A 22519-nucleotide genomic window follows, 5' to 3' on the forward strand; every position below is an offset into this window, starting at 1 on the left:
GTACTTCGGTCACAGTGCTTAAACATCATTCCGCACACACGTTTAACTTACACGCACTGTTACGCCATAACGGCTACAACACCTTGCGCCGTTGCCTACGCGTAAGCCAGAATCCGCCGGCTTACGCGCCTTGAGGCGGGCTGTATCGTTTCCCTGTCACTGCAAAAAACAGTGATCGGGTTTGGTAGCCCGTTTCTTGATAGCCGTATCGCGTCACCCTATGCAGTCTCTTTTTGGGGCTCAGCTTTATATGGTGGCCATGCGTGGGGCTCCTTCGGGGGCGCCGGGGGTTCGCTGTCTTGACCGGTCTACCAACCCACGTATGGCCGCCACCCTTCGTTTGGTAGCGAGAGTGTCGGCTCCTCATTCTTTCAAGATGGCGAGTCCTTTATGTTCAAAATTACACCTAACCCACCAGAAACCGATCCAATCCCCTACGACGCCGCGCTCGAACCTCAAAACATCAAAGAGGCCACCGACCGCGCGATCAACTTCTACCTCAATCCCTCTGCGCTGAAGACTTCAATACCCACCCGCAAGACCGGCAAGATCTACCTCATCGACCCCACCGTGGATGACGAAACGCTGCTGGTCGAGGCGACTGAAACCTTGTCTTCCGCCAGTGACATGGCGCGTGAATTCGCCGAGTTGATGGACGGGCCACATCGCAAAAAGATGCTGATCCTGCAACAGGTGATCATGCTCAGCGAATTGGTGGTCGGTCGAGTCCTGGACAACCAGCGCTTGCCGAACTAACCGCGAAGCAGATGAGTGAGGGGCATTTGCCCCTCACTGCAAAGAAGCGTCACCGGTCGCGATCGTGACGCTTCACGCCTTCTATCAAACTCTTATCGGAGTTTCAGCTGATGTCCAAGACACCCGAACCACCGGTCACAGACCCCGCATCCCCGTACGCCTCACCCAACTCAAGAAAGCTCCACGAAGCGGCAGAACGTGCGCTTGACCATTACCTCCTGCCTGCGGCAGCGATCATGGCCACAGCCTATACGCCCAGCACCCTGTTTATGGCCAACCCGCAAGCCGACACCGAGTCCTTGCTGACCAATGCCAGCGGCTCCTTGGCATCCGCCACGGTCATGCTCGGAAATTTTGCCGGGGTGCTGGAGGGATCAAACCGCCATACCCTGTTAGGCATTGCGCAAGTGGTCATGTTGGGGGAGTTGGCGGTGAACAAGGCGTTGGATAACGTTGTGCCAACCGAGTAATCACGTCCGTTATTGATCAAGCAGTCAGCCTTTGCGGCTGACTGTTTTTTTGTTGGGGCAGGGTGACGCTCTACAGGTGATCCGCATCAATCACAGCCTTGGCAAACGCCTGCGGATCTTCCTGCGGCAAGTTGTGGCCAATCCCGCCGTTGATCAAGCGGAACTGGTACTTGCCGGTGAAGCGCTTGGCGTAGTCTTCAGGCGCCGGGTGCGGTGCGCCGTTGGCATCGCCTTCCATAGTGATGGTCGGCACGCTGATCGGCGGGGCGGTGGCCAGTTTCTGTTCCAGCGCCGCGTATTTCGCTTCGCCCTGCACCAGGCCCAGGCGCCAGCGATAGTTGAACACGGTGATGTCGACGTGATCCGGGTTCTGCAGCGCTTTGGCGGAGCGGTCGAACGTGGCGTCATCGAAGTTCCACTGCGGTGACGCCGTTTGCCAGATCAGCTTGGCGAAGTCGTGGGTGTTCTTCGCGTAACCGGCGCGGCCACGGTCGGTGGCGAAGTAGAACTGATACCACCACTGCAATTCCGCCTTGGGTGGCAGCGGGTTCTGGCCGGCGGCCTGATTGCCGATCAAATAGCCGCTGACCGACACCAGTGCCTTCACGCGTTCTGGCCACAACGCCGAAACAATGTCCGCCGAGCGTGCGCCCCAGTCATAGCCGCCAAGCACCGCTTGCTTGATCTTCAGCGCATCCATGAAATCGATGACGTCGCTGGCCAGCGCCGCGGGTTGGCCATTGCGCAGGGTGTCTTTGGAGAGGAACTGCGTATCGCCATAACCGCGCGCATACGGCATTAATACGCGATAACCCTTGGCCGTCAGCAACGGCGCGACTTCGTCGTAGCTGTGGATGTCGTAGGGCCAACCGTGCAACAGAATCACCACCGGGCCATCGACGGGGCCGGTTTCAGCGTAGGCGACATCCAGCACGCCGGCCTTCACATGCTTGAGCGGGCCGAAGGGCGAGGGCGCAGAATAGCTGAGCGCCGCAGGTTCAGTGGTTTGTGCCTGAGCCACGCCAAAAGTGCCGAACAGCGACAGCGCCAGAATCGAAAGTCCGAAAGCGCTTTTGCGGGTGTGCAGTGCCATCTTCATGGTGACGTCTCCTGTGCGAACCTTTGGCCAAGGGTTGGGAATGAACCCTTCAAACCTTGGGTGCATTTGAGCGCAGGGACGTATCTGGCCTGTGTCGAATCGAGGCTTTGTTGAAAGGCGCTGTGTCGCGGCGGGCTTCGTACACAGTGTGATACACACCGCGAAACAGGCTGATCCTTGGCCTGAATCGGTCAAAAATAATAAGTCGCTGTTTTAAAACAAAAAATATTTCATTTCGTGCTTCACAAACGAAAGGAATGTTGGTAAATTTCGCCCCGTTCTCACAGCGAACCTCACAGAGGCGCTGGACAGAGCAGTAGGGGCGTCGCCAAGCGGTAAGGCAGCAGGTTTTGATCCTGCCATGCGTTGGTTCGAATCCAGCCGCCCCTGCCATATTCGAAAAAACGCCAACTTCGCAAGAAGTTGGCGTTTTTTTATGCCTGCAATTTGGCTTCTGCGCAGAAGGGCGGGCGAGTACGGCGCCGCAGCACCGTACTCGCTAACCAATCAATGCGGTGCGCGCGGGATGGTTTTCATCAGGTCTTCGGGGCTGATGTGGCCGACCACGCTGCCCGGTTGCGGCAGGTTGAGGATGTGGCCCTTCATCTTGCCGATGATGTGCATCTCGCACGGCTTGCAGTCGAACTTCAGCGTCAGCACTTCATCGCCGTGGATCAACTGCATCGGCGCCACTTTGGTGCGCACGCCGGTCACGCCTTTGGCCTGTTTCGGGCACAGGTTGAAGGAGAAGCGCAGGCAGTGCTTGGTGATCATCACCGGCACTTCGCCTGGCTCTTCGTGCGCTTCGTACGCCGCGTCGATCAACTTCACGCCGTGACGGTGGTAGAAATCGCGGGCCTTCTGGTTGTACACGTTGGCCAAGAACGTCAGGTGCGAATCCGGGTACACCGGCGGTGGGCTGGTCTCGGCTTTACGGCTGCCACGCGGATGCGCGGCAACACGGGCGGCAGTCAGCGCTTCGATCACTTCACGGCGCAGGGATTTGAGCTGCGAGTTAGGGATGAAGAAGGCCTGCGGCGCATCCAGTTTGATGTCGGTGGCGTGGTACTGCGTGGTGCCGAGCTGGCCGAGCAGATCGCGCAGTTGCTCCAGCGCCTGCTCCGGCTTGTTGGCAACGCCGAACGGGCCGTTGAGGGTGACGCTGGCGCTGATGCCTTCTTCGCTGGTGGCGGTGATTTCCAGCTGCTCTTCACGCAAGCGTGCGAACCAGCTCAACGCTACACGGCGTTCGGAGGAAGTCTTTTGCAGCGCCTGTTGCCAGTTGTGGTCGAGGTTACGATTCAACGGGTGGTTCGGGCGCAGCTTGAACAGGCCTTCGGGCATTTCGTTAGGCTCGACGCGATAGCGGTAGCGCTTCTCGCCGTCTTCTTCGAACTCACCTTTCGGCTCGGCAATGTTGGCGCGGAAACCGACCACTTCACGCTTGACCAGCACGTTCAAGCCGTCGCCGTTGGACAGCGGCTCCCGGGTCACGACCTGCATGTCTCGCTTGCCGACTTTTTCGACCGTACCCACCGGCAGACCGGTGAAGGTCGGCGAATCGAACGCGCCGATGTCGATCTTGCGATCGGTGACGAAGTAATCAGTGCTGCCACGGTGGAAGGTTTTTTCCGGGTCCGGCAGGAAGAAGTGCGCGGTGCGGCCGCTGGAGGCGCGGGCCAGATCCGGACGATCTTCGAGCACGTCGTCGAGGCGCTGGCGGTAGTAGGCGGTGATGTTCTTCACATAGCCCATGTCCTTGTAGCGACCTTCGATCTTGAACGAACGCACGCCGGCTTCAACCAGGGCGCGGATGTTGGCGCTCTGGTTGTTGTCTTTCATCGACAGCAGGTGTTTTTCGTAGGCGATCACGCCACCCTTTTCATCTTTGAGGGTGTACGGCAAGCGGCAGGCCTGGGAGCAGTCGCCACGGTTGGCGCTGCGCCCGGTCTGCGCGTGGGAAATGTTGCACTGGCCGGAGAACGCCACGCACAACGCGCCATGGATGAAGAACTCGATAGCAGCATCGGTTTCATCGGCGATGGCGCGGATTTCTTGCAGGTTCAGCTCACGGGCCAGTACCAGTTGCGAGAAACCGGCCTGGTCGAGGAACTTCGCCCGCTCCAGCGTGCGGATGTCGGTCTGGGTCGAGGCGTGCAGCTCGATCGGCGGAATGTCCAGCTCCATCACGCCCAGATCCTGAACGATCAGCGCATCGACACCAGCGTCGTACAATTGATGGATCAGCTTGCGCGCCGGCTCCAGTTCGTTGTCGTGCAGGATGGTGTTGATGGTGGTGAAGATGCGCGCGTGATACTTGCGGGCGAACTCCACCAGTTCGGCGATTTCGCCGACTTCGTTGCAGGCGTTGTGGCGCGCGCCGAAGCTCGGGCCGCCGATGTACACGGCGTCGGCGCCGTGCAGGATGGCCTCACGGGCGATGGCCACATCGCGGGCAGGGCTGAGCAATTCCAGGTGATGCTTGGGCAAGGACATAGTTTTTTTAGTCAGGCTGTCACGGTTAGGCGCGCATTCTACCCGCGAAACGCGCGCCCGGCACGCCTGTGCTGCCCGATGGCTATTGCAGACCTGGTCTCGCTTTTGCAGGAGCTGCGGCACGCTGCGATCTTTTGATCTTGATTTCAAAGATCAAAAGATCGCAGCCTCGCTCCACTCGACAGCTCCTACAGAGATTTATGTTGTCCGGTCAGGCCTTGGCGGCCATCGCGGTAACTTCCACACGCATGCCTTCGACAGCCAGGGAGGCCACGCCCACCGCTGCACGCACTGGCCAAGGCTTGGCGAAGAAGCGCTTGTAAACCTCGTTGAACGCAGCGCGATCCGCCATATCGGTGAGGTAGATGGTCAGGTGCATCACGCGGTCCATCGAACTGCCGGCACGTTCCAGGGCCACTTTCAGTGCTTGCAGCGTGCATTCGCTTTGTTCGGTGATGCCGCCCAGTTCCAGGCTGCCGTCGGCACGGGTCGGGATCTGAGTAGAAACCATGATGCCGTTGAAAGTGCTGACGTCGGAAGAAATCGAGTCCGCGTCCGGATCGGGAGTGAAGATGATGTCTTGGTTGGCCATGCTGATCCCTTGTTTGCTCAAGTAAAAGATCGCGCCAGTTTACAGATTCCCTGCGCACATGGCCCGTTTGCCCATTCGGTTCCATACTCTTGGGCACAAGGAACGTCTTTTCAATTCATTTGGCTCAGGCAGAACATCAATGCTTGTGATTCGCTCCCGTCAACTATCGGTCCTTGAACAGGGCTGTCGTCGCCAAATCGCCCAGTCTGTCCTCGCCGAGTTGCGTTGTTCGACGCCTCACGCCGTGGCCGGGCTATCGCCGGTCGAAATCGATGATCGACTCGATACCGCAGTCTCCCGCTCCGTCTTGCAGCAACTTGACGCCCGTGATGATATCGAAGCGTTCATACGCGTTTCGCTGATCGTTGGACCGCATTTCGACGAGTACCCGCCGTTCAAAAAAACGCTGGCCAGTCATGACAGCCAGAGCCGCATTCCCGCGTTGTTTTCTCTGGCCAGCGCCGGGGACTGGAACAACGCCAGCCAGTTCGACATCGTCAGCCGCTACCGGAAACTGCCGGGGCGGGTGGATGTGTCGCTAACGCCCCTGCAAGAGTGTCACGCCGAGGCTTACTGTCGCCATGCGCTGCATCCTGATGTCTGGCGTCTCGGCCGGATGAAACCGATGATCGCTGCCGACGATGTGCTGCAAAAGATTCGAGGCCTCGAGGCAAACGCAACGACAGGCTTTGCCATCGTAGATGGTGAGGGTCGATTGTTGGGCGCCATCTTCGCGGGGACCGGAGAGGCGGCCATTGCCATTTCCTACTGGGTCGCCCGCCCGGCATGGGGGCAGGGCATCGCCAGTCAGGCGCTGATGCAACTTCAGGCTGCAAGGAACAATGAAAAGTTGATGCTGACCATCGATCCCGGCAACGCCCCGTCAGTTAAAGTCGCCACTCACTGTGGCTTTCAGCAAACCGGTTCACTCACGTTCGTGGCTTGAAAAATGGATAGAAGCGTTGATACGACCCTCACGGATGATATCGCTGCTCTCGTTGGTAAATACTGGGGCAAAAAAGATATTGATCCCCATTCGAGCCAACTGAAAGCGCTGTTCAAGCAGATGAAAGATGCCGCCGATGAAGGCGCCTTGCCTGTCAGCAAACAAATTTCCATCGCTATCGAAACTTGCCCCGATAAGTCGGCGAATGCCAAGCGGCTCGACGCGCTGCGTGAGAAGCAGAAGATCCTCTATGAAGAGGCTTGTGCCCTTCGCGATGAAGCCCGTGGAAAGGCCCGCGCGATCCGCAATCAAGCGCGCAAATTGCGGGATAAGGAAACACTCGATGGATGCCCGGATATGTGTATTCAATTTGAGGATCTGGACTGGAGTGACTATTACACTTTGAACTCCAATATCAAATACCCGGATGTTCGCCAGATCCAGCCCAAGGTCTGTGGGGGAGGGCTGGTTGAATACATGAAACTTTTCGACCTCCTGCAAAGCCAACGCGAGCAATGTTGTTCATTTGATCCGCTTGAGTTGCCTGACTTCACAGCGCTGGTGGAAAAGTTTCCGACCTTGCCCGCCATCCTGATTCCCTCAGGCGGCAGGCAGCGGTCCTGGCTGGAAACTGTCAAGGACAAACCCGAACAGTTCTGGTGGTATCGATTCGCTGGACAGGTGCCGGTTGTGTTCCTCGTTTCAAATGAGGATATTTCCGATTACCGGGATTTAGAGGACGTCGGTGTAACGCTCGTTGGGTACGATGGTTTTGGCATAGGCTGTGGGCGAGCGGCGGGCGTGCGTGTCGCAGAAAGGCTCAATCGCCTTTGTTTCATGGCCGATGATCGAACCCGGAATCTTTTTTATAGTTACGAAGGGTTCGACTATCCCGTCACGCTCGATTACCTTCAGGATATCGGTGATCTGGAGAAGCAACTTCCCTGGATCAGCGGCGTCGGTCCCAAAGGCGAATTGAACATCCTCACGATCATCAACCCCAAAACGAGTGAGACAGCCAAAGTTGCTTTTCCGAAATATTTCATAGCCTCGAAAGAAGACAAAGCGCTCGCTCGTTATTGTGAAATGCTGCGGCTATTTGCTGGAAAATGGCGCGTGGGGCTGGACACAGGAATGATTGCGGTTGGGGCGGAGGTTGAAGGCAAGGCAAATTTCCCGTTTCATTTTCGGGTTGAGTTCGATGCCAATAATCCTCCCTATGCAAATGTCCCAGACTCATTCACTGGCGTGAAGGACAAAGAAATAGGTGGCATCGTCAAGTGTGACCGATACAAATCGCTGGGGAACAACAGCTACCCGATAGATTGGGCGCGCCTAAGCACCAGCAAGGGTTTCCTCAACCGATGGGACGCGGTCAAAATGCAGGACTCTGCGATGTACCTGCTATTGACGGAAATCTGTGCCGGGTTGAAAGCAAAAAAAATAGCCGAAACGTTGAGCAAAACGGACGCGGAAGACTTTAAAAAATACATAACGCCCTGGTTCAGTTGAGTGTCTACTAATCCAGAGCAAATGCCGGTCCATAAAAGAAGCCCTGACACTCATCGAGTTCAGGGCTTTTTCGCACCTGGCCTTCAAACAATCAAAATCTTATGAGCGTTAGCGGTTCTAATGGTCGCCAGAACTCCTTCCCTCAATGGACTGAGAGTATTTGAATCGGCTGCTCGCCATATGAGTTTCCAACTGACCCGGCGGGGGCGGGGTTTGTACCGGCGTGTATCCGCCACCCGGCCATACACACGTGATCAACAACCCCCGATTTTTTGACACATCGCGTGTACATCTTGCGGTCACAGTGGAGGCCATCACACAGCTACTGATTGAGGGCTGCATCATGCAACGTAATCGACTGATCGCCACTGCCGGCATTCTCTTCGCAATGAGCGGTTTTGCTCACGCCGACGATGCCCAGGCCATGAGCTGGCAAAAAGGGCTGAGCCGCACGGACCTGGTGCGCGAGGACCTCGGCGCTGCCGACCGTGAAGTCATTCAGGCCCGCGTTGACTTCGAGCCGGGCGTCGCCGCACCCCGGCATGTACATCCGGGGGTCGAGGTGGCTTACGTGATCAGTGGCACCTTGGAGTATCAACTGCAAGGCCGGGCGCCAGTGACGCTCAAGGCCGGAGAGTCGTTGCTGATTCCGCAAGGCGTAGCGCACATTGCCCGCAACGTCGGCGCGGGCAAGGCTTCGGAGTTGGCCACTTATGTTGTCAGGAAGGGGGAGCCACTGCTGGTTCTGCAGCCGTGATGTTGCCTCAGTGCAGAAAAATTGCTGCGACGAGTGCGATGCCGAGGTACGGGCGACCTTGCGCCGGGATTTGACGGCACGTATGCAACTCCATAAAAGTGCGCTTCCTGCAAAGTGATTCGCCATCCGCCACGCGTGTGGTTGCAGTGTCAGGAAGCGCTGGCGCCTGTCTTCAATTTTGATCAATAAAGAGTTTTCGGGGTGTGTTTGCACCTCGGCAAAGGAGAATGTTTGAAGGATTCAGAGGCTTTTATCGACGTTGATTACCGCACTTTCCGTCAGCGAATCCTGCACGACTGCCCGTCCTGTCGCGACGCCAGTCCATCCTGGTATGAATTCGACGCCGACGAGTCCCCCCATCGTTATCAGACGTTGCGCAAGAGGGTGCGCGAGTTCCGCGAACAGGTGCGCCGTAGTGTCCGCCAGTTGATGCAGGACAGTCCCGGTCATGAGCCGTTGATTCGACGGGCGCTGGGCATTCCCGCCGAGATTCCTTTGATCGTCGAGCGATGGTCGTGTATCCGCCACTTTGGCCAGAGCTTTGTGCCGCTGTTCCTCACCTGGCCAGCGGTGCAGTCGTTGGCGAATCAGGTCCGCACTTACGAAGGGCGTGAGTATCTGTTCGATACTCGACTCGAACGCATGCTGAGTGCCGATCTCGGGTCGTTCAATTCAGGAATTGATCTTGCCCTGCGTCGGTTGCCGGCACCGTCTTTCGATCAGTTGCGGGCGTTGCGGTCGCTGGACCCGGAATGGATACAGGTCTGTTTTCGCGTCGGCGTGCGCAGCGTGGCGGAAATGGAGCCCTATTCGCGCAACGGAAATTATTCGTTGGCCGGTGAGTTGGCCTTGATGCTGGTGGAAGAAGGTGTAATTGCCCGCAAGGAAGAGTTTGCCTGGATCAAGGCGAGCTATGAGTGGCGCTCGCTGCAGGATCACAGCCGTGAACATCTGCTGGCGAAATCCCGTCGGTTGGTACGTGTGTTGCGAACTCACGGCATTGAGCGCCAGCGCATCGCAACGATTTTCGAGTATTGCATCACCAGTTTTGACGGCAAACGATGCGAAGCGAATCTGGCGGTTGTGCAACGCGCCGGTATAGGAGATCTGACGGCTTTATACGATGGCTGCGGCGAGGCGTTGTGGCGGTCATTGCCGGCGAGCTGGGCGTTTGTAACAGACACCATTGGCGCTTGCAGCGTCGCGCAAGTGCAGTCATTCAAGCGTCTGATCGACAGCCGTCAGCAACTGTCGGTCGAGTGCGTCACGTTCCTGAAAAGCCTCGGCGCCGGTATCAACGAACTGGCCGAATGTCAGTCGCTGATTCTGCACGTCAGCAACAAGGACCAGGCTGCGCCGGCAGTTGTCGGTCTCAATCTGCTGGCTGGCGCGCCGCACCTGCTGAGTATCCAACAGTTGACGCAGTGCCTTGCGTACCTGTCCTACCCCGAGAAACTGCCTGAGTATCTGCAAGTCCTGGCCAGATTCGGGTACGGCTCCGCGGCGAGCGTATTGGCATTCCAGAAATGCTATGCAAACAGTTCTGCCTGGTCGCTGGAGCGGTGGATGAAGGTGCTCGGCACTCGCCGTGACGGCGAGCTGGCCGATGTGGTCGATTGGGTTTTGCAGGCGAGCAAAAGTGCCGATGCAGAGGTTTACGACTATCTGGAAGGCGCTGTGCCTTTACCGGATTTCAAGCATCTGCAACAGGTGCTGCCGATCTGCGTACTCGGTCGCCAGTTGCTGCAATTTCTGGTCGAGCGTAAAGGCATGAGTAGCGTCCACGCGATACGCCACTGGTATTTCAAGGTGGTCAAAGGCATTCAAGGCTTTCGCTGGTGGGGTAAGGCTGATGATGTGTATTTCCTGCTGCTGGAGGATGCTTACGGCCGCAACAATTTCAGTCCGGTCGAGGCGAACCAGAGTTGTGTCAGGGCGGTTGTCGAGGCCCGTTGCCTTGACGTGTTGGGCAGTCGGCTGTCCTGTGCCGACGATGCCGCCAGGGTCGCCTATGACCAGGCCAAGGCAGCACTGTTTGCCAAAGAACTGGGCCTGTTGATGCCGGTGTTGCCGAAGATTCTCGACGAGACCGCTGGTGTGGTGCTCAAGAGCGTTCTGCGTGCTGCATGGGAGCCAGCGCACGTACTCGATGAAAAGCTCGCCGCGATCAATCCGTTGATCGACGATCTGGTCGCCGGTCGAGGGCCTTCGGGCGCGCAATTGACTGAACTGGAAGCCGACGCGGTGTCCATGCTTTACCGGACTGCGGTCGACGTGGTGCAGCAGACGTGGCCCGAAGTCGTCGGGCAAGAGCACGATCTCGGCGGGCTGAAGTTGCAAGGTCACTACGCGATGTCCTGGGACAACGCCTTTCGCAGCCTTCGCGTCGGGTTCAAGCTTGAACGGCAAAGTCTCAATGGCCTGGCCTATGCCGCGGCGTACTCGGCAAACTTTCAGTCGCATAACTACGAGAGTATTGCCACCGCCTGCAAACCACTGTTCCCCAAGCGCTTGAATCAGGCTGCTCGTGATCCCTGGTCGCTGGCGGCGCATCTGGGCGTGTTGTTGGCGGCGGCGCGGGAAGATTCTGCGGTGGCGCGCTGGATCAGCGACGACCTGGACGTGGTCGCCCAGATGGCCGGGGAGGGCAGGCAAGCTTTCGAGCGGTTCGAACAACTGAACAAGTTGTTCGGCAGCACCTTGCCGGATGCACTGGATGAACACGCCGAGCGCTTCCTTGCCCGGTTCAGCGAGGCGGACGCCTTGTCTTTTGCCAACCGGCTTGTGCCGTCTGCCGAGGGTTTGTCCGGCAGCGGCCGGGAGCAATTGCACGCTGCTTTCAGACTGGTGAGGGAGAGGGTTCTGCAAACCTGTTTGCGATGGGTCGCCAGAGAACAGGCGAAGTTTGCGAAGGAAAAGACCGAGAATCTGTCCACGGCATTGACGGCGACATTGTCAAAGCATCCGGCGGCGTTTTTTGCCAAACACGCGGCGGCTCTCTGCACGCGGTCCAATACGCTGATGTGGAAAGAGGCCAGGCATGCTCACCTCGTGGTCTTCGACCCGGCGCATCGGCGCCTGGCGGGCATGGCACTGGTGTACATCGAGTTGATCCCTGCGCTGCACCGGGACAAAAAGTGTCTGATCATCAGAGCGATCAACCCGATGGATGACATGCTGGCGGCCCATACCGCCTCATCGATTGTCGACGCATTTTTCAATGTCGCCATTCAGATCGCCGAAGAGAATTCACTGGCGGCTGTCGCCTTTCCCGGATGCGGCGGCGCTGATTTGCTCTCCAACCAGGACGCGATACAAAAGGACATCGTCAAGCGTTACACACAAAAGACTGTGAACGGGTTCGGTCATGCAGCGGGCACTGACCTCAGTGAAAGCCCGGAGCATTGGCGCAGGCATCCGCGGCACGTCGGCGCGAGCTTTTTCGCTTATGAGCAGGGCAAGGAAAAGGTCAGTGAGGTTTACGCCATCTGGCCGGGCGATGCCCTACGAACGCAACAACCTGTGGCTTGATTGTCTGATTCTGTGCGTCGCGCTCACCCGGCTTCTGTGGCGTTGATTCGCCGGGTGATCCATTCGCGACTGCAGGCAAGCACGCGGTCTGCGACGGCAGTCGGGAAAGGGATAAAACCGTGGGGAGAGGAGGGCAACCCAAGTGATATTCGCAGTGACCTTGTATGAAAAATCCTAACCCTGTTGCTCGGCTAAATAGCGACTCGGCACTTCCCCCAGCAATTGCTTGAACACTGTGGCAAGCGCACTTGAACTGCTGTACCCCAACGCCATGGCGACCTGGGTGACCGGCTGCCCCTTACCCAGCATGACTACCGCTGCGAGCAAACAGGCCTGTTGCCGCCATTCGATATAGCTGACCCCGGTGTGCAATCGAAAATACCGAGTAAATGTCCGCCTGCTCATCTGCTGGTGCTGGTGCTGGTGCTGGTGGCGATCGTTTTGGGGGCAGGGCACCTGCAGTGCGGGTGGTTGCGCCGTCGCGTAGTCTGACCGGGCATCGATCTTGCGCGAGGAACTCATCGGCACGCTTGCGTATCGATTATGCGGATTGAGCGCAATATGTTTTCGCGATCCGGTCGATTATCAGAAAGCCTCATCGGCAATAGTCTGGCGTTCAGAAGATCCATTCAAACTTGCCGAGGAAACGCTGATGTCCACACTTTTTACGCCTGGCGCTGTTGGTAACCTGCGCACTCCCAATCGCGTGGTCATGGCCCCGATGACACGCTCGCGAAGCACTCAGCCTGGCGATGTGCCTAACGCCATGAACGCGGTCTACTACGCGCAGCGCGCATCGGCCGCATTCATCGTCACCGAAGCCACGCAAATTTCGCCACAGGGCAAAGGCTATTCCTATACGCCGGGTATTTACAGCGACGAACAGGTTGCAGGCTGGCGCTTGGTGACCGACGCCGTGCATGCCGCGGGCGGTCGTATTTTCCTGCAACTGTGGCACGTAGGGCGGATGTCGCACCCCGACTTCCACAATGGAGCGCTGCCGGTTGCGCCTTCTGCTATCCCGTTCGAGGGCAGCATCTGGAAAGTCGACCCCGAGACCGGCGTGGGCAGCATGGCTGAATGTCCAACGCCTCAAGCCCTGAGTCGTGAAGGCATAGACGCCATCATCGATGATTTCCGCAAGGCTGCTCGTAATGCCCTGAAGGCAGGTTTTGACGGGGTCGAAGTACACGGGGCGAATGGCTACCTGATCGACCAGTTCCTACGCACCACCTCCAACGTGCGCACGGATGAGTACGGCGGCTCACGGGAAAACCGCCTGCGCTTTCTCAAAGATGTCATGGATGCCGTGATCGAAGAAGTGGGTGCCGAGCGCACAGCGATTCGGCTGGCGCCATTTCTGACGGCGCGAGGCATGGCGTGCCCGGACATTCTGCCGACGATATTGGAAGCGGCGACTTATTTGCAGGATAAAGGCATTGCGTACCTGCATCTGGTGGAAGCGGACTGGGACGATGCACCGACGTTTCCAGAAGAGTTTCGCCAGGCCGTGCGCGGGCGTTTTCGCAACGCCATCGTGGTGGCCGGGAAGTACGACCTGGATCGCGCAGAGTGGGTGTTGACCAAGGGCTACGCAGACTTTGTCGCCTTCGGCCGAAAATTTGTCGCCAATCCCGATCTGCCACTGCGTCTGGAAAAGGGCTATCCATTGGCCGGTCTGGAGGGCGCTGAGTTATTTGGCGGTACCGAACGGGGTTACTCTGATTTTCCCGCCTGGTCTCGGCAGGCCTGAGCGCTCAGGCCCGGCCAGATGTAAATGAAACTCGCCTTGAAACTGGCTCAGTTCGTCAGTTTCAAGGCGATTTCGTCCATCAGCAATTTGACTCGACGTGGCAGTGCGTGGCCGGACGGGTAGACAATTTGCAAGTCCACACCCGGTAAGGAATAGGCCTGCAGCACCTCGATCAACCGCCCGGTGTTCAAGTCTTCGCGCACATCGATGTACGACTTGATACACAGGCCATGCCCGGCAAGACACCATTGCCGCACCTGATCGCCGTCGTTGGCGATGCGCCTGCCCGAAACCGACACCTTAAAAGAGCGACCGTCGCTGCGGAACTGCCATTCACGGTGGATGTTGTTGCCGAAGCGCATCAGGATGCACGGGTGCTGTGCCAATTCTGCCGGGTGCTGAGGCTCGCCATGGGCCCTGAGATAGGCAGGCGATGCGCACACGACCCGGCGCCCCTCGCTGAGTTTTCTGACGCGCAGCGTACTGTCGGGCAACGCCCCGTAACGAATGGCAAAGTCGATGCCTTGACCCGCGAGATCAAGGACGCCGTCAGTCAGATTCAAGTCAACGCTGACTTCAGGATTCTCCTCCAGAAATTGATCGAGAATCGGCACGATGTGGTTTCGGCCCAAGTCAACGGGCGCACTCAGCCGTATCAGACCTGAAATGTGGTCCGTGCCCAGTTTGATACTGCTCTCAATGTGTTCAGCGTCTGCCAGCAGTCGGCGCGCGCCCTCCAGTAGCAACCGCCCTTCATCGGTCAAACTGATGGAACGCGTCGTGCGAGTCAGAAGGGTCGCTGCGTAATGCTTCTCCAGAGCGGCGAGCCGTTCCGAAACCGAGGTGGGTGATAACCCTGCCTCTCGGCCTGCCGCCGACAACCCGCCTTTCTCGACAATCAACAAAAACAGCGCCAGGTTTTCAATGAGCATGTTTCGGATTTCCCTGAACAGGATTGCGCGCTGGATTCTACGCCAGATTATTCAGGGAAATCGTTTCTCAAAGCACCTTGAGGGGAGACACGACCAAGGCCTATCGTGCCGTAGGGCCAGATGTCAGGGCCCTCAAGACCTTCCAGCTCCCGGTACCGACGCCGGCCCTGTTCGGAGAGCGGTTTGTATAGACTTGATAACCCGCACTTTTTCTTCCTGCGAAATGATTACAGGTATCCAGGTATCCACCTTGAGAATTGTTGTATTCGTTCCGGAGGCTGACCGCGTCTCCGATGTAGATCTGTGAGCCGACAGCGCCGAACAAAATGACCCAATCGAGAGTTTTGTGACCGGTTTTTTCCACTCCGCGATTCGCCTTTTCGGCGGTGGAGACGTTGTAAAGCTCTGGTGCAGCGGCGTAATTGTTCGTGTCGAGGTAACCGCCGCCGTTTTTGTCGCTGTATCCCGGACCGTCTCCGTACAGATTCAATAGTCTGATGGTGTCGCCAGAGCGCACCCTGTCACCGTCTGGCTTACCCGTTGCGGATCCGATCAACCAAGTGTCGATAGGGCCTTCTTTTTCTGGTGATAGAACGGACACAACATCGTACTTGGCCCCGGCTTCCTTGGACTCGTCATAGACCGAGAGATAGCCGCCGTTCCAATCCGCATAACCGTTGAGAAAGCGGACTTTGTCACCATATTTGAGGACATCGGCCTTGGGCTCAGTGTTGAGCGTTTTCTTCTCGACGCTGACGTTGAATGAGCCGCTGTTGTTCCCGTAATCTCCGGCCAAATCATTGATGAGAAAGGTGAGTTCTCCGTCGGTCGGTACTGTCCAGCGGAACACTCCGTTATTGATCGGGGTGAGATAGTCATCGCCGATCTTCATCAAGAGCGCACCGACAAGTCCGTCCGGATAAACCAACCCGGCTGGCTTGTACGAACCCACGAGACTCTCATCCCCTTGAGGACCGTAGGCCCTGCCTGAGCCTCGCTCCACCCAGCCCGAGGCGATAATCGTAATGACGTCTCCCTTTTTGACCTTGAAACCGGTCTTTTTGCCGCTCTCCAGCTTCGCATCGACCGTGCCGGACCAGATATCGGGTTGAGACATGGTGAAGCTCCTTTTCTATAGTGATTTTCCGTGGCATTGGCCGGGAGGCAACAGCGTTTTTCCGCGTTGTGACCTGCGTATTCACTAGTAAAGGAACCCTCGTTTCAAAGGTACGAACTGGCTAGCTCCATGCTCATACTGACAGTTTGGGATCCCTTCCCGCAGGTCGTGAACTGAATATAGGGGCTGATTTTGAGCTGTCAAAAAATCAGGCTGTATCGTTAACAATTGTCCGTTTCTGGCGGCAAGCAGACGATCACCTTTGTGGTGTTTTCCTGCCACGTGGCTGTCTTCGGCGTCGCGCTCATTCTAATGCTTCATGAATAGTTGGCTTACAAGGCCACTTTTATGGCGTGCAAAGGTAGTTTGACTGTCATTTCTGACAGTCGCGCGGGGTGGCCGCTCACGCTAAGGTCGGGGCTGTAGACAGCTGCTCAACCCATATCTAATTAAGAAGAGTGAAAGGAATGAATGTAGTGGTCAACTAATCCCGGACACGACGTTAAGTTTTTTCTCGGCCTGAGCTGGGGCCAGTCCGTTGTTGAATTGGTGCGGTCTAATCCAGTTGTACCGATGCATCAGGTAATGACTGATGTCGCGGTGCGCTTCTTGAGCTGTCATGTAGCCCACGGTCGGTATCCATTCAGTTTTCAAGCTGCGAAACACACGCTCCATCGGCGCGTTATCCCAGCAGTTTCCACGACGGCTCATGCTTTGGCGCATGCGGTAACGCCAGAGCCGTTGGCGAAACTGGCGACTGCCATATTGCGAGCCCTGATCCGAGTGAAACAGAAGCCCTTGAGGCCTGCCACGCTGTTCGTAAGCCATGTCCAACGCCTTGATGACCAGATCCGCATCCGGCTTGTTCGACAGCGCCCAGCCCACCACTCGGCGCGCGTAAAGATCCATAACGACAGCCAGGTAATGCCATTTCCCTTGAGCCCAGATGTAGGTGATGTCGCCACACCAGACCTGATTCGGCGCCGGCACATCAAACTCTCGATTCAATATGTTCGGAATGTCAGGCCGCTCAACCGTCGCTTGTTTGTAGGCATGTGATCCAGGTTGTTTACTGACCAACTCCAGTTCCCGCATCAGGCCTCGCACCTTGAACCGCCCAATTTGCTCGCCGTCTTCCTGCATCATCGACACGATGCTGCGGCTACCGGCGGCGCTTCGACTTTGCGTAAACAGTTCGTTAACCCGGCTGCGCAACCGAAGCCGCTCAACGTCTGGAGTTCGGCGCCTGAGACGATGGGCGTAGTAACACGAACGAGTGACGTCAAAGACTGCGCAAAGCCAATCAACCGGCTCTTGGGGGCTCAGTTGATCAATCAGCGCGTGCGCTCGTGCTCTTCCGACATCAAGAGCGCGGTAGCCTTTTTTAAAATGGATTTCTCCCGCTCAAGTCGAGCGATTCGAGCTTCCAATTCCTGGATTTTCTGTTGCTCTGGCGTCAGCGCTTTACTCTGCGGAGTAACGCCAGTGCGCTCCTGCTGAAGCTGATTAACCCAGCGGCGCAACGCGGACTCAACCACACCAAGCGAGCGGCTGGCTTCGATATGGCTATAGCCTTGATCGAGCACGAGGCCTGCGGCCTCGCGTTTGAATTCAGCGGAAAAAGAACGACGTTGTTTGGTCATCAGACACCTCTATCTGGCGAGCATTCTCGCCTAAATGGGTGTCCGGTTTCATTAGACCACTACAGAGCAAGGCCGAAATCAAGGCTATGACCGACGCCCTTGGCCCAGTGGCCAAGGAGGCCTGGAAGAAAAAACTCGAAAAGGAAGGGAAGAAAGAGGACTAGAGCGTATGCGCAAGGGCCTTATGATCTGCTAGTGCCGCCCACCGTGTAGACGCGACCTGGTGTTCCAGCTGCGCCTAATTGGCAGGATTTAGAGGAGGTGTGATTCAGATCATTTCCCACATTGCACATGCAGGGGCCTGTAAGGGTTGAGATCCGAGTTGGAGGGTATGCTATTGGCTGGAAGCTGCCTATTGAAGGTTGCTCCGTAACTTGAGTTTCGAAGTCGCACCAGTGATGTCGAGGGCAGGGTTGCGGAAATGACCGAAAAGATGCGGAAACGATCCATGAAAAGAGGCGCAAAATTTCTGAATGCCAGAAACGACAAAGCCCTGAATAATCAGGGCTTTGTCGATACAAAATATGGCGGAGGCGATGGGATTCGAACTCATGGACCTGTTACAGTCGACGGTTTTCAAGACCGATATGCAAAGCCAATGAAACCGGGGCCTGTAGCCGCTTTTCGTTAAGATACGTTTATTTTTTGACACCTCTACAGCCCGCATTCTACAAGGGGCGGATTTTGAGTTTTGTAACGGTTTTTGGGGCTATTTCGATGGCTTGGCAATGGCGCCAATCCGTCGATAGACGCGCTCGGTAATGTCTCCTTTGGTGTGCCCCAAGAGTAGGCTCGCATCGCCGACGTCGAGGATTTCCGACGCCGCTTTCGGCCTGATGTCTCTGAACTGGAAGCCTCCGATTTTCTCAGCCAGCTGAACATCGCCTTTTTCTTCAGCTTCTTTCTTGGCCCTTTCTCTGGCGTCGTCCCATCGATCGCGAAGCATCTTCGCTGTCATCCGCTTGCCGCGTGCGCTCACGATCAAATAGCTGCAAATGTGCTGAGCATTGCGCTCGGCCATTTTTCCGATCAACAAGCCCAGACTGTTTGGCTCATCACCGTCAGTTATCTGGATACGCAGCTTTTTGTGTGTTTTGTTCTGCTGCACACCCAAGTAATTTCCCTCGACATCGTCCTTCCTCATGACCAGGACATCTGCCGGTCTTTGCCCGGTCAGATAGGCCAAGTCCATCGCGTCCTTCAGCTCTTGAGCTGCCTTCATGTAAACAGCATCCCAAACCACATCATTTGCGTAATAGTCCCTCGGCGTTTCCTTGTTTTTTCGCACGCCCTGGCAGGGATTTTCTTTGGTCGTCAGTCCCCATTCTCGAGCAATGTTGAAAACGTGGGAGAGGGTGGCAATCTCGCGATTCGCTCGAACCTTGGCGGTCCGCGCGTCGCGGTACCCTGCGATAGTTGATGGGGTGATTGAGTCGATGGGAGCGCTGTCGAACATGGGCCGAAGCTGCTTGATCTCCGCCAAATTGTCCTTCTGTGTCCTTGCCGCTTTCTTCGATACGATGTCGCGGATATATCGGTCGAAAATGCCTTTCATGGTGCGCAGATCAAGCGGCTTTTCTTTCGCCTCCAGCTCCGCCCATTTGACCCGGGCCAAGTCCAGATCCTTGCCCAGCGGGATCGCCTTGCCTGTCATATCCAGATAGTAATAGGCGATCCAAACCTTTCCGCTTTTTCGTGTTCGTGTCCACTGGTACATCCGAGGCGGCAAGCTGCGTGTGTCGGCCTTGCGGGGGCGCATATCAATTCACTCGCGAGTAGTCTGGTGTCCATACCGGTGCTGCCGGCGGCGGGTTCGGATCGGCAATCGTAGGGCTGATCATGCCCAGCCTCATGCGGGCATACATACGGCCTACCAGCGGGCGCTTGCCACGGCTTTCGACGAACACCCACTGGCGATCAATCAGCCAGCGGCGTTGGTAGGCCCGGGCCTTGTAGCCGGTGAGTGCGGCCAGTTCCTCGTCGGAGAGGATTTCTGTTTCCATTGTGATGCTCCATGCCGCGCGTGGCGGCATAAGGTGGTTATTGGGTGGCTTTCCTGATCGCGGCCCGAGCGTCGAACCGCCCGGCGGCAAGCTGGCGCTGATTTTCTCCAGCGCATCGCTCGCTGTTTCTTGAAAGCGGTTCAGTGCGGACATACGAATTGCTCGCCCGTCGTATACCGGCTGGCATATAGGGGGATTGGGGTGGGTAATTGCCATCATTATGCAAAGGTCCTACTATCGAGGGCCTTAAATGAGTCTTATGGATGAGTACCAATGACAACGTCTAAAGATGCGGTGAAAGCTCTTATTGATCTCATGAACACCAAGACCGGAGTTACGGTGGCGCTGAGGGTCTCGGCTGCTGAAGGGCTTGGGCATGCAGGCGGGGATGAAGCCCGTGCAGCTCTTTTAAAGGTGATGACAACTAAGACTGGTATTTCTGCCGAGTTGAAAAACGCCGCAGCAAAGGCTTTGGGTCAAGCATCAAAGGGCTAGGAATCGATTAGCTGAGACAGAATACGAGCAGTTAGCCCTGCTTCATAAACGTGACCCAGTGCGTTTTCTCGCGCTTCCCGGACTTGTGGCCAAAAAGCGGCTGCTCATCGGTAAGGGCAAGTATTTCGCTGACCCGGATCTGGGGTTCGTTCCACTTGAAGATCAGAAACTAGCCCGGCTTCAGCACCCGAAAGCATTCGGCAAAGCCTTGGCGAAGATCCTCACGCCAGTCGTCTGTGAGGATTCCGTACTTCAACCTCAGCCAGCTTTCACGGCCGGCACGCACCAGATGGGGTGGGTCGAACACAACCATGCTGAAGCTAGCATCGGGGAATGGCAGTTTGCGGAAGTCCATGATGACGTCTGGCTCAACCTTCAACACCCGGCCATCGCACAGAAGGTGCTCTTCGTCGCGGATGTCGCCAAACAAAGCGCGCTGGTCACCCTTGTCGAACCATATCATTCGGCTGGCGCTGCAGGGATCGAGAACTTGCGCATTCATCGCCAAGGCCCCTTGTAGATGAGGTAGGTCGTGCATAGCGGGGCGAGGATCATGGCGCCACCTCCCGGCGCGCCCACCAGCAGACGGGGCCATCGTCAGAGTCGTGGATCGCTAGGCAAAACCAGCCTTCGCCGCCTGGGCGATCAGGTTCCCAGTAGCTGTAGTCCGGGTCGCCGGATTCGAAGTAGCGGTCAGCAACCGCCTCATCGGCATATTCCAGGCATACCTGCGTAACTTTCAGACCCTGATCCGCAACCCAGGCCTTGCACTTGTCGCCGTCACCCTCATCGAAGTCGGGCATATCCGGGTGCTGGAAAGAACCCATTTCGTCGCGCACGACTGGGGCTGGCTGGATCAAAACGATTTCTTCAGGCATGACTTCGTCCTTGCCGCTATAGCGGCTGACTTTGAAGGGGGAGGATGGTTTTCTGTTACAGTTCACGGAATTACAAGGAGATTGATTGAGATGGTACGGACAATAAAGAAAGACAAAACAGCTGGCGAAAAGCTAAAGCTGATATGTGTAGAGTGCCGCATTCCTCAAAATCATGTAGTGCTAACTTCCATGGAAGACTGCATTGACGAGAGTAATTTTGAATCTCAAAAGTCGTACCAAATAGTTCAGTGCCTTAACTGTGAAGCACTCTGTTTTCGTAGTGAGTATGATGATTCTCAATCTCATGCTTATGATATGGAAACAGGGGAAGACTTTCATTGGACTGAAGTGGATATTTTCCCCCATAGAACTGCAGGGAGGTTCAAGATCAAAGACTCATTCTTGCTACCGCCCATCGTTCGTAAAGCCTATGATGAACTAGTTGATGCTATGAATGCTGGCCAAACAATTCTCGCAGGCCTAGGGATTCGTGTTGTTCTTGAGTCAATTTGCGTCGACCTTAAGGCTGAGGGCGATAATTTGTTTAAGAAAATAAACGATCTTTTGGTGAAGGGTGCGATAACTAAAAGTGATGTTTTGATTCTTCACAAATTGAGATCGCTAGGAAATACAGCAGCTCATGAAGCAAAGCCAAGTAGCACGGAACAGCTTGACTTGGCGATGAACGTGCTTGAACACTTACTGCTCGGTACGTATTTGCATCCGAGGCTTGCTGATAATGTTTTCAAAACATAATTTTATTAAACGGTAGATCTTCGAAAGTGACGAACTTCATGCGGCAGCCTGCTGATGTTCCTGCCGCAGCGCTTCCTGAACTGTCTCAACAACGCGGTGTAGATACGTGAATTCGTGATTTTCCTCGACGGCCTTGTCGCCGACTGGGTAGTGCCACTCATCACCGAAAAGCTCGGTCAGCAACTTGCTGTGATGCCAGCATTCGTTTGGTGACTCGATGCTTAGCAGAACATCGATCTCGTGCCAGAGCTCGCGGGCTTCACCCTTACTCAGCTCATCCAGTTCCCAGTCGTGACGGCCGGTCTGTTGCCGGCGGCGCTGAACGATGCACTTCTTGGGTAACCGCTCCACAAACCCCACATTCAAAGCCGCGATTTGATGCCTGATGCTGTGCTCCCGATCTCTTTCAGAAGCCAGCGGCCATGATGCGTCCCGACGCCAAAGTTGAAAAAGTGTACCTCTACCCTAAACCCGTAGACTTACGAAAATCCATCGACGGCCTAGCCGCACTGGTGGAGCTGGATATCAAAGTGGCGGTGTTCGATCCGGTGCTTTTCGTCTTTCTCAACAAACCCCGCAATCGGGTGAAGATTTTGTATTGGGAACGCAACGGCTTTTGCCTTTGGCTCAAACGCCTTGAATCCGAACGCTTCAAAACATCGCCCGATCACAGCGACGAAGCCATCGTGCTGACGGTCCAGGAGCTGAACTGGCTGCTCGATGGTTTTGATCTGTGGCGCAACCGTCCACATCAGGTTTTGACACCTCGATTTGTCGCCTGAT

At 56.3% G+C, this 22519-nt stretch carries 20 protein-coding genes, 1 tRNA gene and 3 pseudogenes; 11 read left to right on the forward strand and 13 right to left on the reverse strand.

What is annotated here, in order from left to right; genetic code table 11:
• Positions 1 to 390 precede the first annotated feature (390 nt).
• On the forward strand, positions 391 to 756 hold the full coding sequence (locus ATI02_RS27885; RefSeq protein WP_100847948.1) for a DUF6124 family protein: 366 nt from the start codon (positions 391 to 393) through the stop codon (positions 754 to 756).
• Positions 757 to 866: 110 nt separating this feature from the next.
• Entirely contained in the window at positions 867 to 1226 is a 360-nt protein-coding gene (locus ATI02_RS27890; protein WP_100847949.1) for a DUF6124 family protein, read from the forward strand.
• A 70-nt stretch (positions 1227 to 1296) separates the two neighbouring features.
• On the opposite strand, the gene ATI02_RS27895 is transcribed toward ATI02_RS27890, so the two are convergent.
• Positions 1297 to 2325: an alpha/beta fold hydrolase gene (locus ATI02_RS27895; RefSeq protein ID WP_100847950.1), complete on the reverse strand. Its 1029-nt coding sequence runs from the start codon at positions 2323 to 2325 to the stop codon at positions 1297 to 1299.
• 318 nt (positions 2326 to 2643) lie between these two features.
• Here ATI02_RS27895 and ATI02_RS27900 point away from each other — a divergent pair.
• Positions 2644 to 2718 (forward strand) — tRNA-Gln (locus ATI02_RS27900).
• Positions 2719 to 2832: 114 nt separating this feature from the next.
• Here ATI02_RS27900 and ATI02_RS27905 read toward each other — a convergent pair.
• On the reverse strand, positions 2833 to 4821 hold the full coding sequence (locus tag ATI02_RS27905) for a peptidase U32 family protein (RefSeq protein ID WP_095190945.1): 1989 nt from the start codon (positions 4819 to 4821) through the stop codon (positions 2833 to 2835).
• A 211-nt stretch (positions 4822 to 5032) separates the two neighbouring features.
• Complete coding sequence (locus ATI02_RS27910; protein WP_100847951.1) at positions 5033 to 5413, reverse strand: RidA family protein; 381 nt, start codon at positions 5411 to 5413, stop codon at positions 5033 to 5035.
• A 139-nt stretch (positions 5414 to 5552) separates the two neighbouring features.
• Here ATI02_RS27910 and ATI02_RS27915 point away from each other — a divergent pair, with 139 nt between their 5' ends.
• The 4 genes from ATI02_RS27915 (at position 5553) to ATI02_RS27930 (ending at position 12159) form a co-directional block, all read left to right on the forward strand.
• Positions 5553 to 6359, forward strand: coding sequence for a GNAT family N-acetyltransferase (locus ATI02_RS27915; RefSeq protein WP_157815153.1), 807 nt, complete (start codon positions 5553 to 5555; stop codon positions 6357 to 6359).
• A gap of 3 nt (positions 6360 to 6362) precedes the next feature.
• Positions 6363 to 7871 carry a hypothetical protein gene (locus ATI02_RS27920; protein WP_100847953.1) on the forward strand — a complete coding sequence of 503 codons (1509 nt, stop codon included), beginning with the start codon at positions 6363 to 6365 and terminating at the stop codon, positions 7869 to 7871.
• Between the two features lie 388 nt (positions 7872 to 8259).
• Entirely contained in the window at positions 8260 to 8628 is a 369-nt protein-coding gene (locus tag ATI02_RS27925; RefSeq protein WP_420875250.1) for a cupin domain-containing protein, read from the forward strand.
• 231 nt (positions 8629 to 8859) lie between these two features.
• Positions 8860 to 12159: a hypothetical protein gene (locus ATI02_RS27930; RefSeq protein ID WP_100847955.1), complete on the forward strand. Its 3300-nt coding sequence runs from the start codon at positions 8860 to 8862 to the stop codon at positions 12157 to 12159.
• 23 nt (positions 12160 to 12182) lie between these two features.
• On the opposite strand, the pseudogene ATI02_RS33405 reads toward ATI02_RS27930, so the two are convergent.
• Both ATI02_RS33405 and ATI02_RS27940 read right to left on the reverse strand, forming a co-directional pair.
• Positions 12183 to 12296: pseudogene (locus ATI02_RS33405) on the reverse strand (alpha/beta hydrolase); the annotation flags it as partial.
• A gap of 37 nt (positions 12297 to 12333) precedes the next feature.
• Positions 12334 to 12564: pseudogene (locus ATI02_RS27940) on the reverse strand (helix-turn-helix domain-containing protein); the annotation flags it as partial.
• A 244-nt stretch (positions 12565 to 12808) separates the two neighbouring features.
• Here ATI02_RS27940 and ATI02_RS27945 point away from each other — a divergent pair.
• A complete protein-coding gene (locus ATI02_RS27945; protein ID WP_238156300.1) occupies positions 12809 to 13912 on the forward strand; it encodes an alkene reductase in 1104 nt (367 codons plus the stop codon).
• 47 nt (positions 13913 to 13959) lie between these two features.
• On the opposite strand, the gene ATI02_RS27950 is transcribed toward ATI02_RS27945, so the two are convergent.
• The 5 genes from ATI02_RS27950 to ATI02_RS27970 all read right to left on the reverse strand — a co-directional run bounded on the left by ATI02_RS27950 (position 13960) and on the right by ATI02_RS27970 (position 19607).
• Entirely contained in the window at positions 13960 to 14844 is an 885-nt protein-coding gene (locus tag ATI02_RS27950) for a LysR family transcriptional regulator (protein WP_100847957.1), read from the reverse strand.
• Positions 14845 to 14944: 100 nt separating this feature from the next.
• Positions 14945 to 15961, reverse strand: a complete 1017-nt coding sequence (locus ATI02_RS27955) for a LecA/PA-IL family lectin (protein ID WP_100847958.1) — start codon at positions 15959 to 15961, stop codon at positions 14945 to 14947.
• Between the two features lie 480 nt (positions 15962 to 16441).
• Positions 16442 to 17604 (reverse strand): IS3 family transposase gene (locus ATI02_RS27960; RefSeq protein ID WP_095191983.1). Its coding sequence is split into 2 segments (ribosomal slippage): positions 16442 to 17349 and positions 17349 to 17604, totalling 1164 coding nucleotides; the frame shifts between segments, so codons are not numbered across the junction.
• Positions 17605 to 18313: 709 nt separating this feature from the next.
• A complete protein-coding gene (locus ATI02_RS27965; protein ID WP_100847959.1) occupies positions 18314 to 19363 on the reverse strand; it encodes a tyrosine-type recombinase/integrase in 1050 nt (349 codons plus the stop codon).
• Between the two features lies 1 nt (position 19364).
• Positions 19365 to 19607, reverse strand: coding sequence for a DUF4224 domain-containing protein (locus tag ATI02_RS27970; RefSeq protein ID WP_100847960.1), 243 nt, complete (start codon positions 19605 to 19607; stop codon positions 19365 to 19367).
• A 273-nt stretch (positions 19608 to 19880) separates the two neighbouring features.
• Between ATI02_RS27970 and ATI02_RS27975 the strand changes: the two genes are divergently transcribed.
• Positions 19881 to 20102 (forward strand): hypothetical protein, encoded by a 222-nt coding sequence (locus tag ATI02_RS27975; protein WP_100847961.1) that lies wholly within the window; start codon positions 19881 to 19883, stop codon positions 20100 to 20102.
• A gap of 31 nt (positions 20103 to 20133) precedes the next feature.
• On the opposite strand, the pseudogene ATI02_RS27980 reads toward ATI02_RS27975, so the two are convergent.
• Positions 20134 to 20604 (reverse strand): annotated as a pseudogene (locus ATI02_RS27980) (TRM11 family methyltransferase).
• A gap of 49 nt (positions 20605 to 20653) precedes the next feature.
• Positions 20654 to 20980, reverse strand: coding sequence for a hypothetical protein (locus tag ATI02_RS27985; RefSeq protein ID WP_100847962.1), 327 nt, complete (start codon positions 20978 to 20980; stop codon positions 20654 to 20656).
• 90 nt (positions 20981 to 21070) lie between these two features.
• Here ATI02_RS27985 and ATI02_RS27990 point away from each other — a divergent pair, with 90 nt between their 5' ends.
• A complete protein-coding gene (locus ATI02_RS27990) occupies positions 21071 to 21736 on the forward strand; it encodes a DUF4145 domain-containing protein (RefSeq protein WP_100847963.1) in 666 nt (221 codons plus the stop codon).
• Positions 21737 to 21772: 36 nt separating this feature from the next.
• On the opposite strand, the gene ATI02_RS27995 is transcribed toward ATI02_RS27990, so the two are convergent.
• A complete protein-coding gene (locus ATI02_RS27995) occupies positions 21773 to 22087 on the reverse strand; it encodes a phiTE_072 family protein (protein WP_238156289.1) in 315 nt (104 codons plus the stop codon).
• Between the two features lie 71 nt (positions 22088 to 22158).
• Between ATI02_RS27995 and tnpB the strand changes: the two genes are divergently transcribed.
• On the forward strand, positions 22159 to 22518 hold the full coding sequence (tnpB, locus tag ATI02_RS28000; protein ID WP_244196544.1) for an IS66 family insertion sequence element accessory protein TnpB: 360 nt from the start codon (positions 22159 to 22161) through the stop codon (positions 22516 to 22518).
• Position 22519: the final 1 nt, after the last annotated feature.

The organism is Pseudomonas baetica, assembly GCF_002813455.1.
GTDB lineage: Bacteria > Pseudomonadota > Gammaproteobacteria > Pseudomonadales > Pseudomonadaceae > Aquipseudomonas > Aquipseudomonas baetica.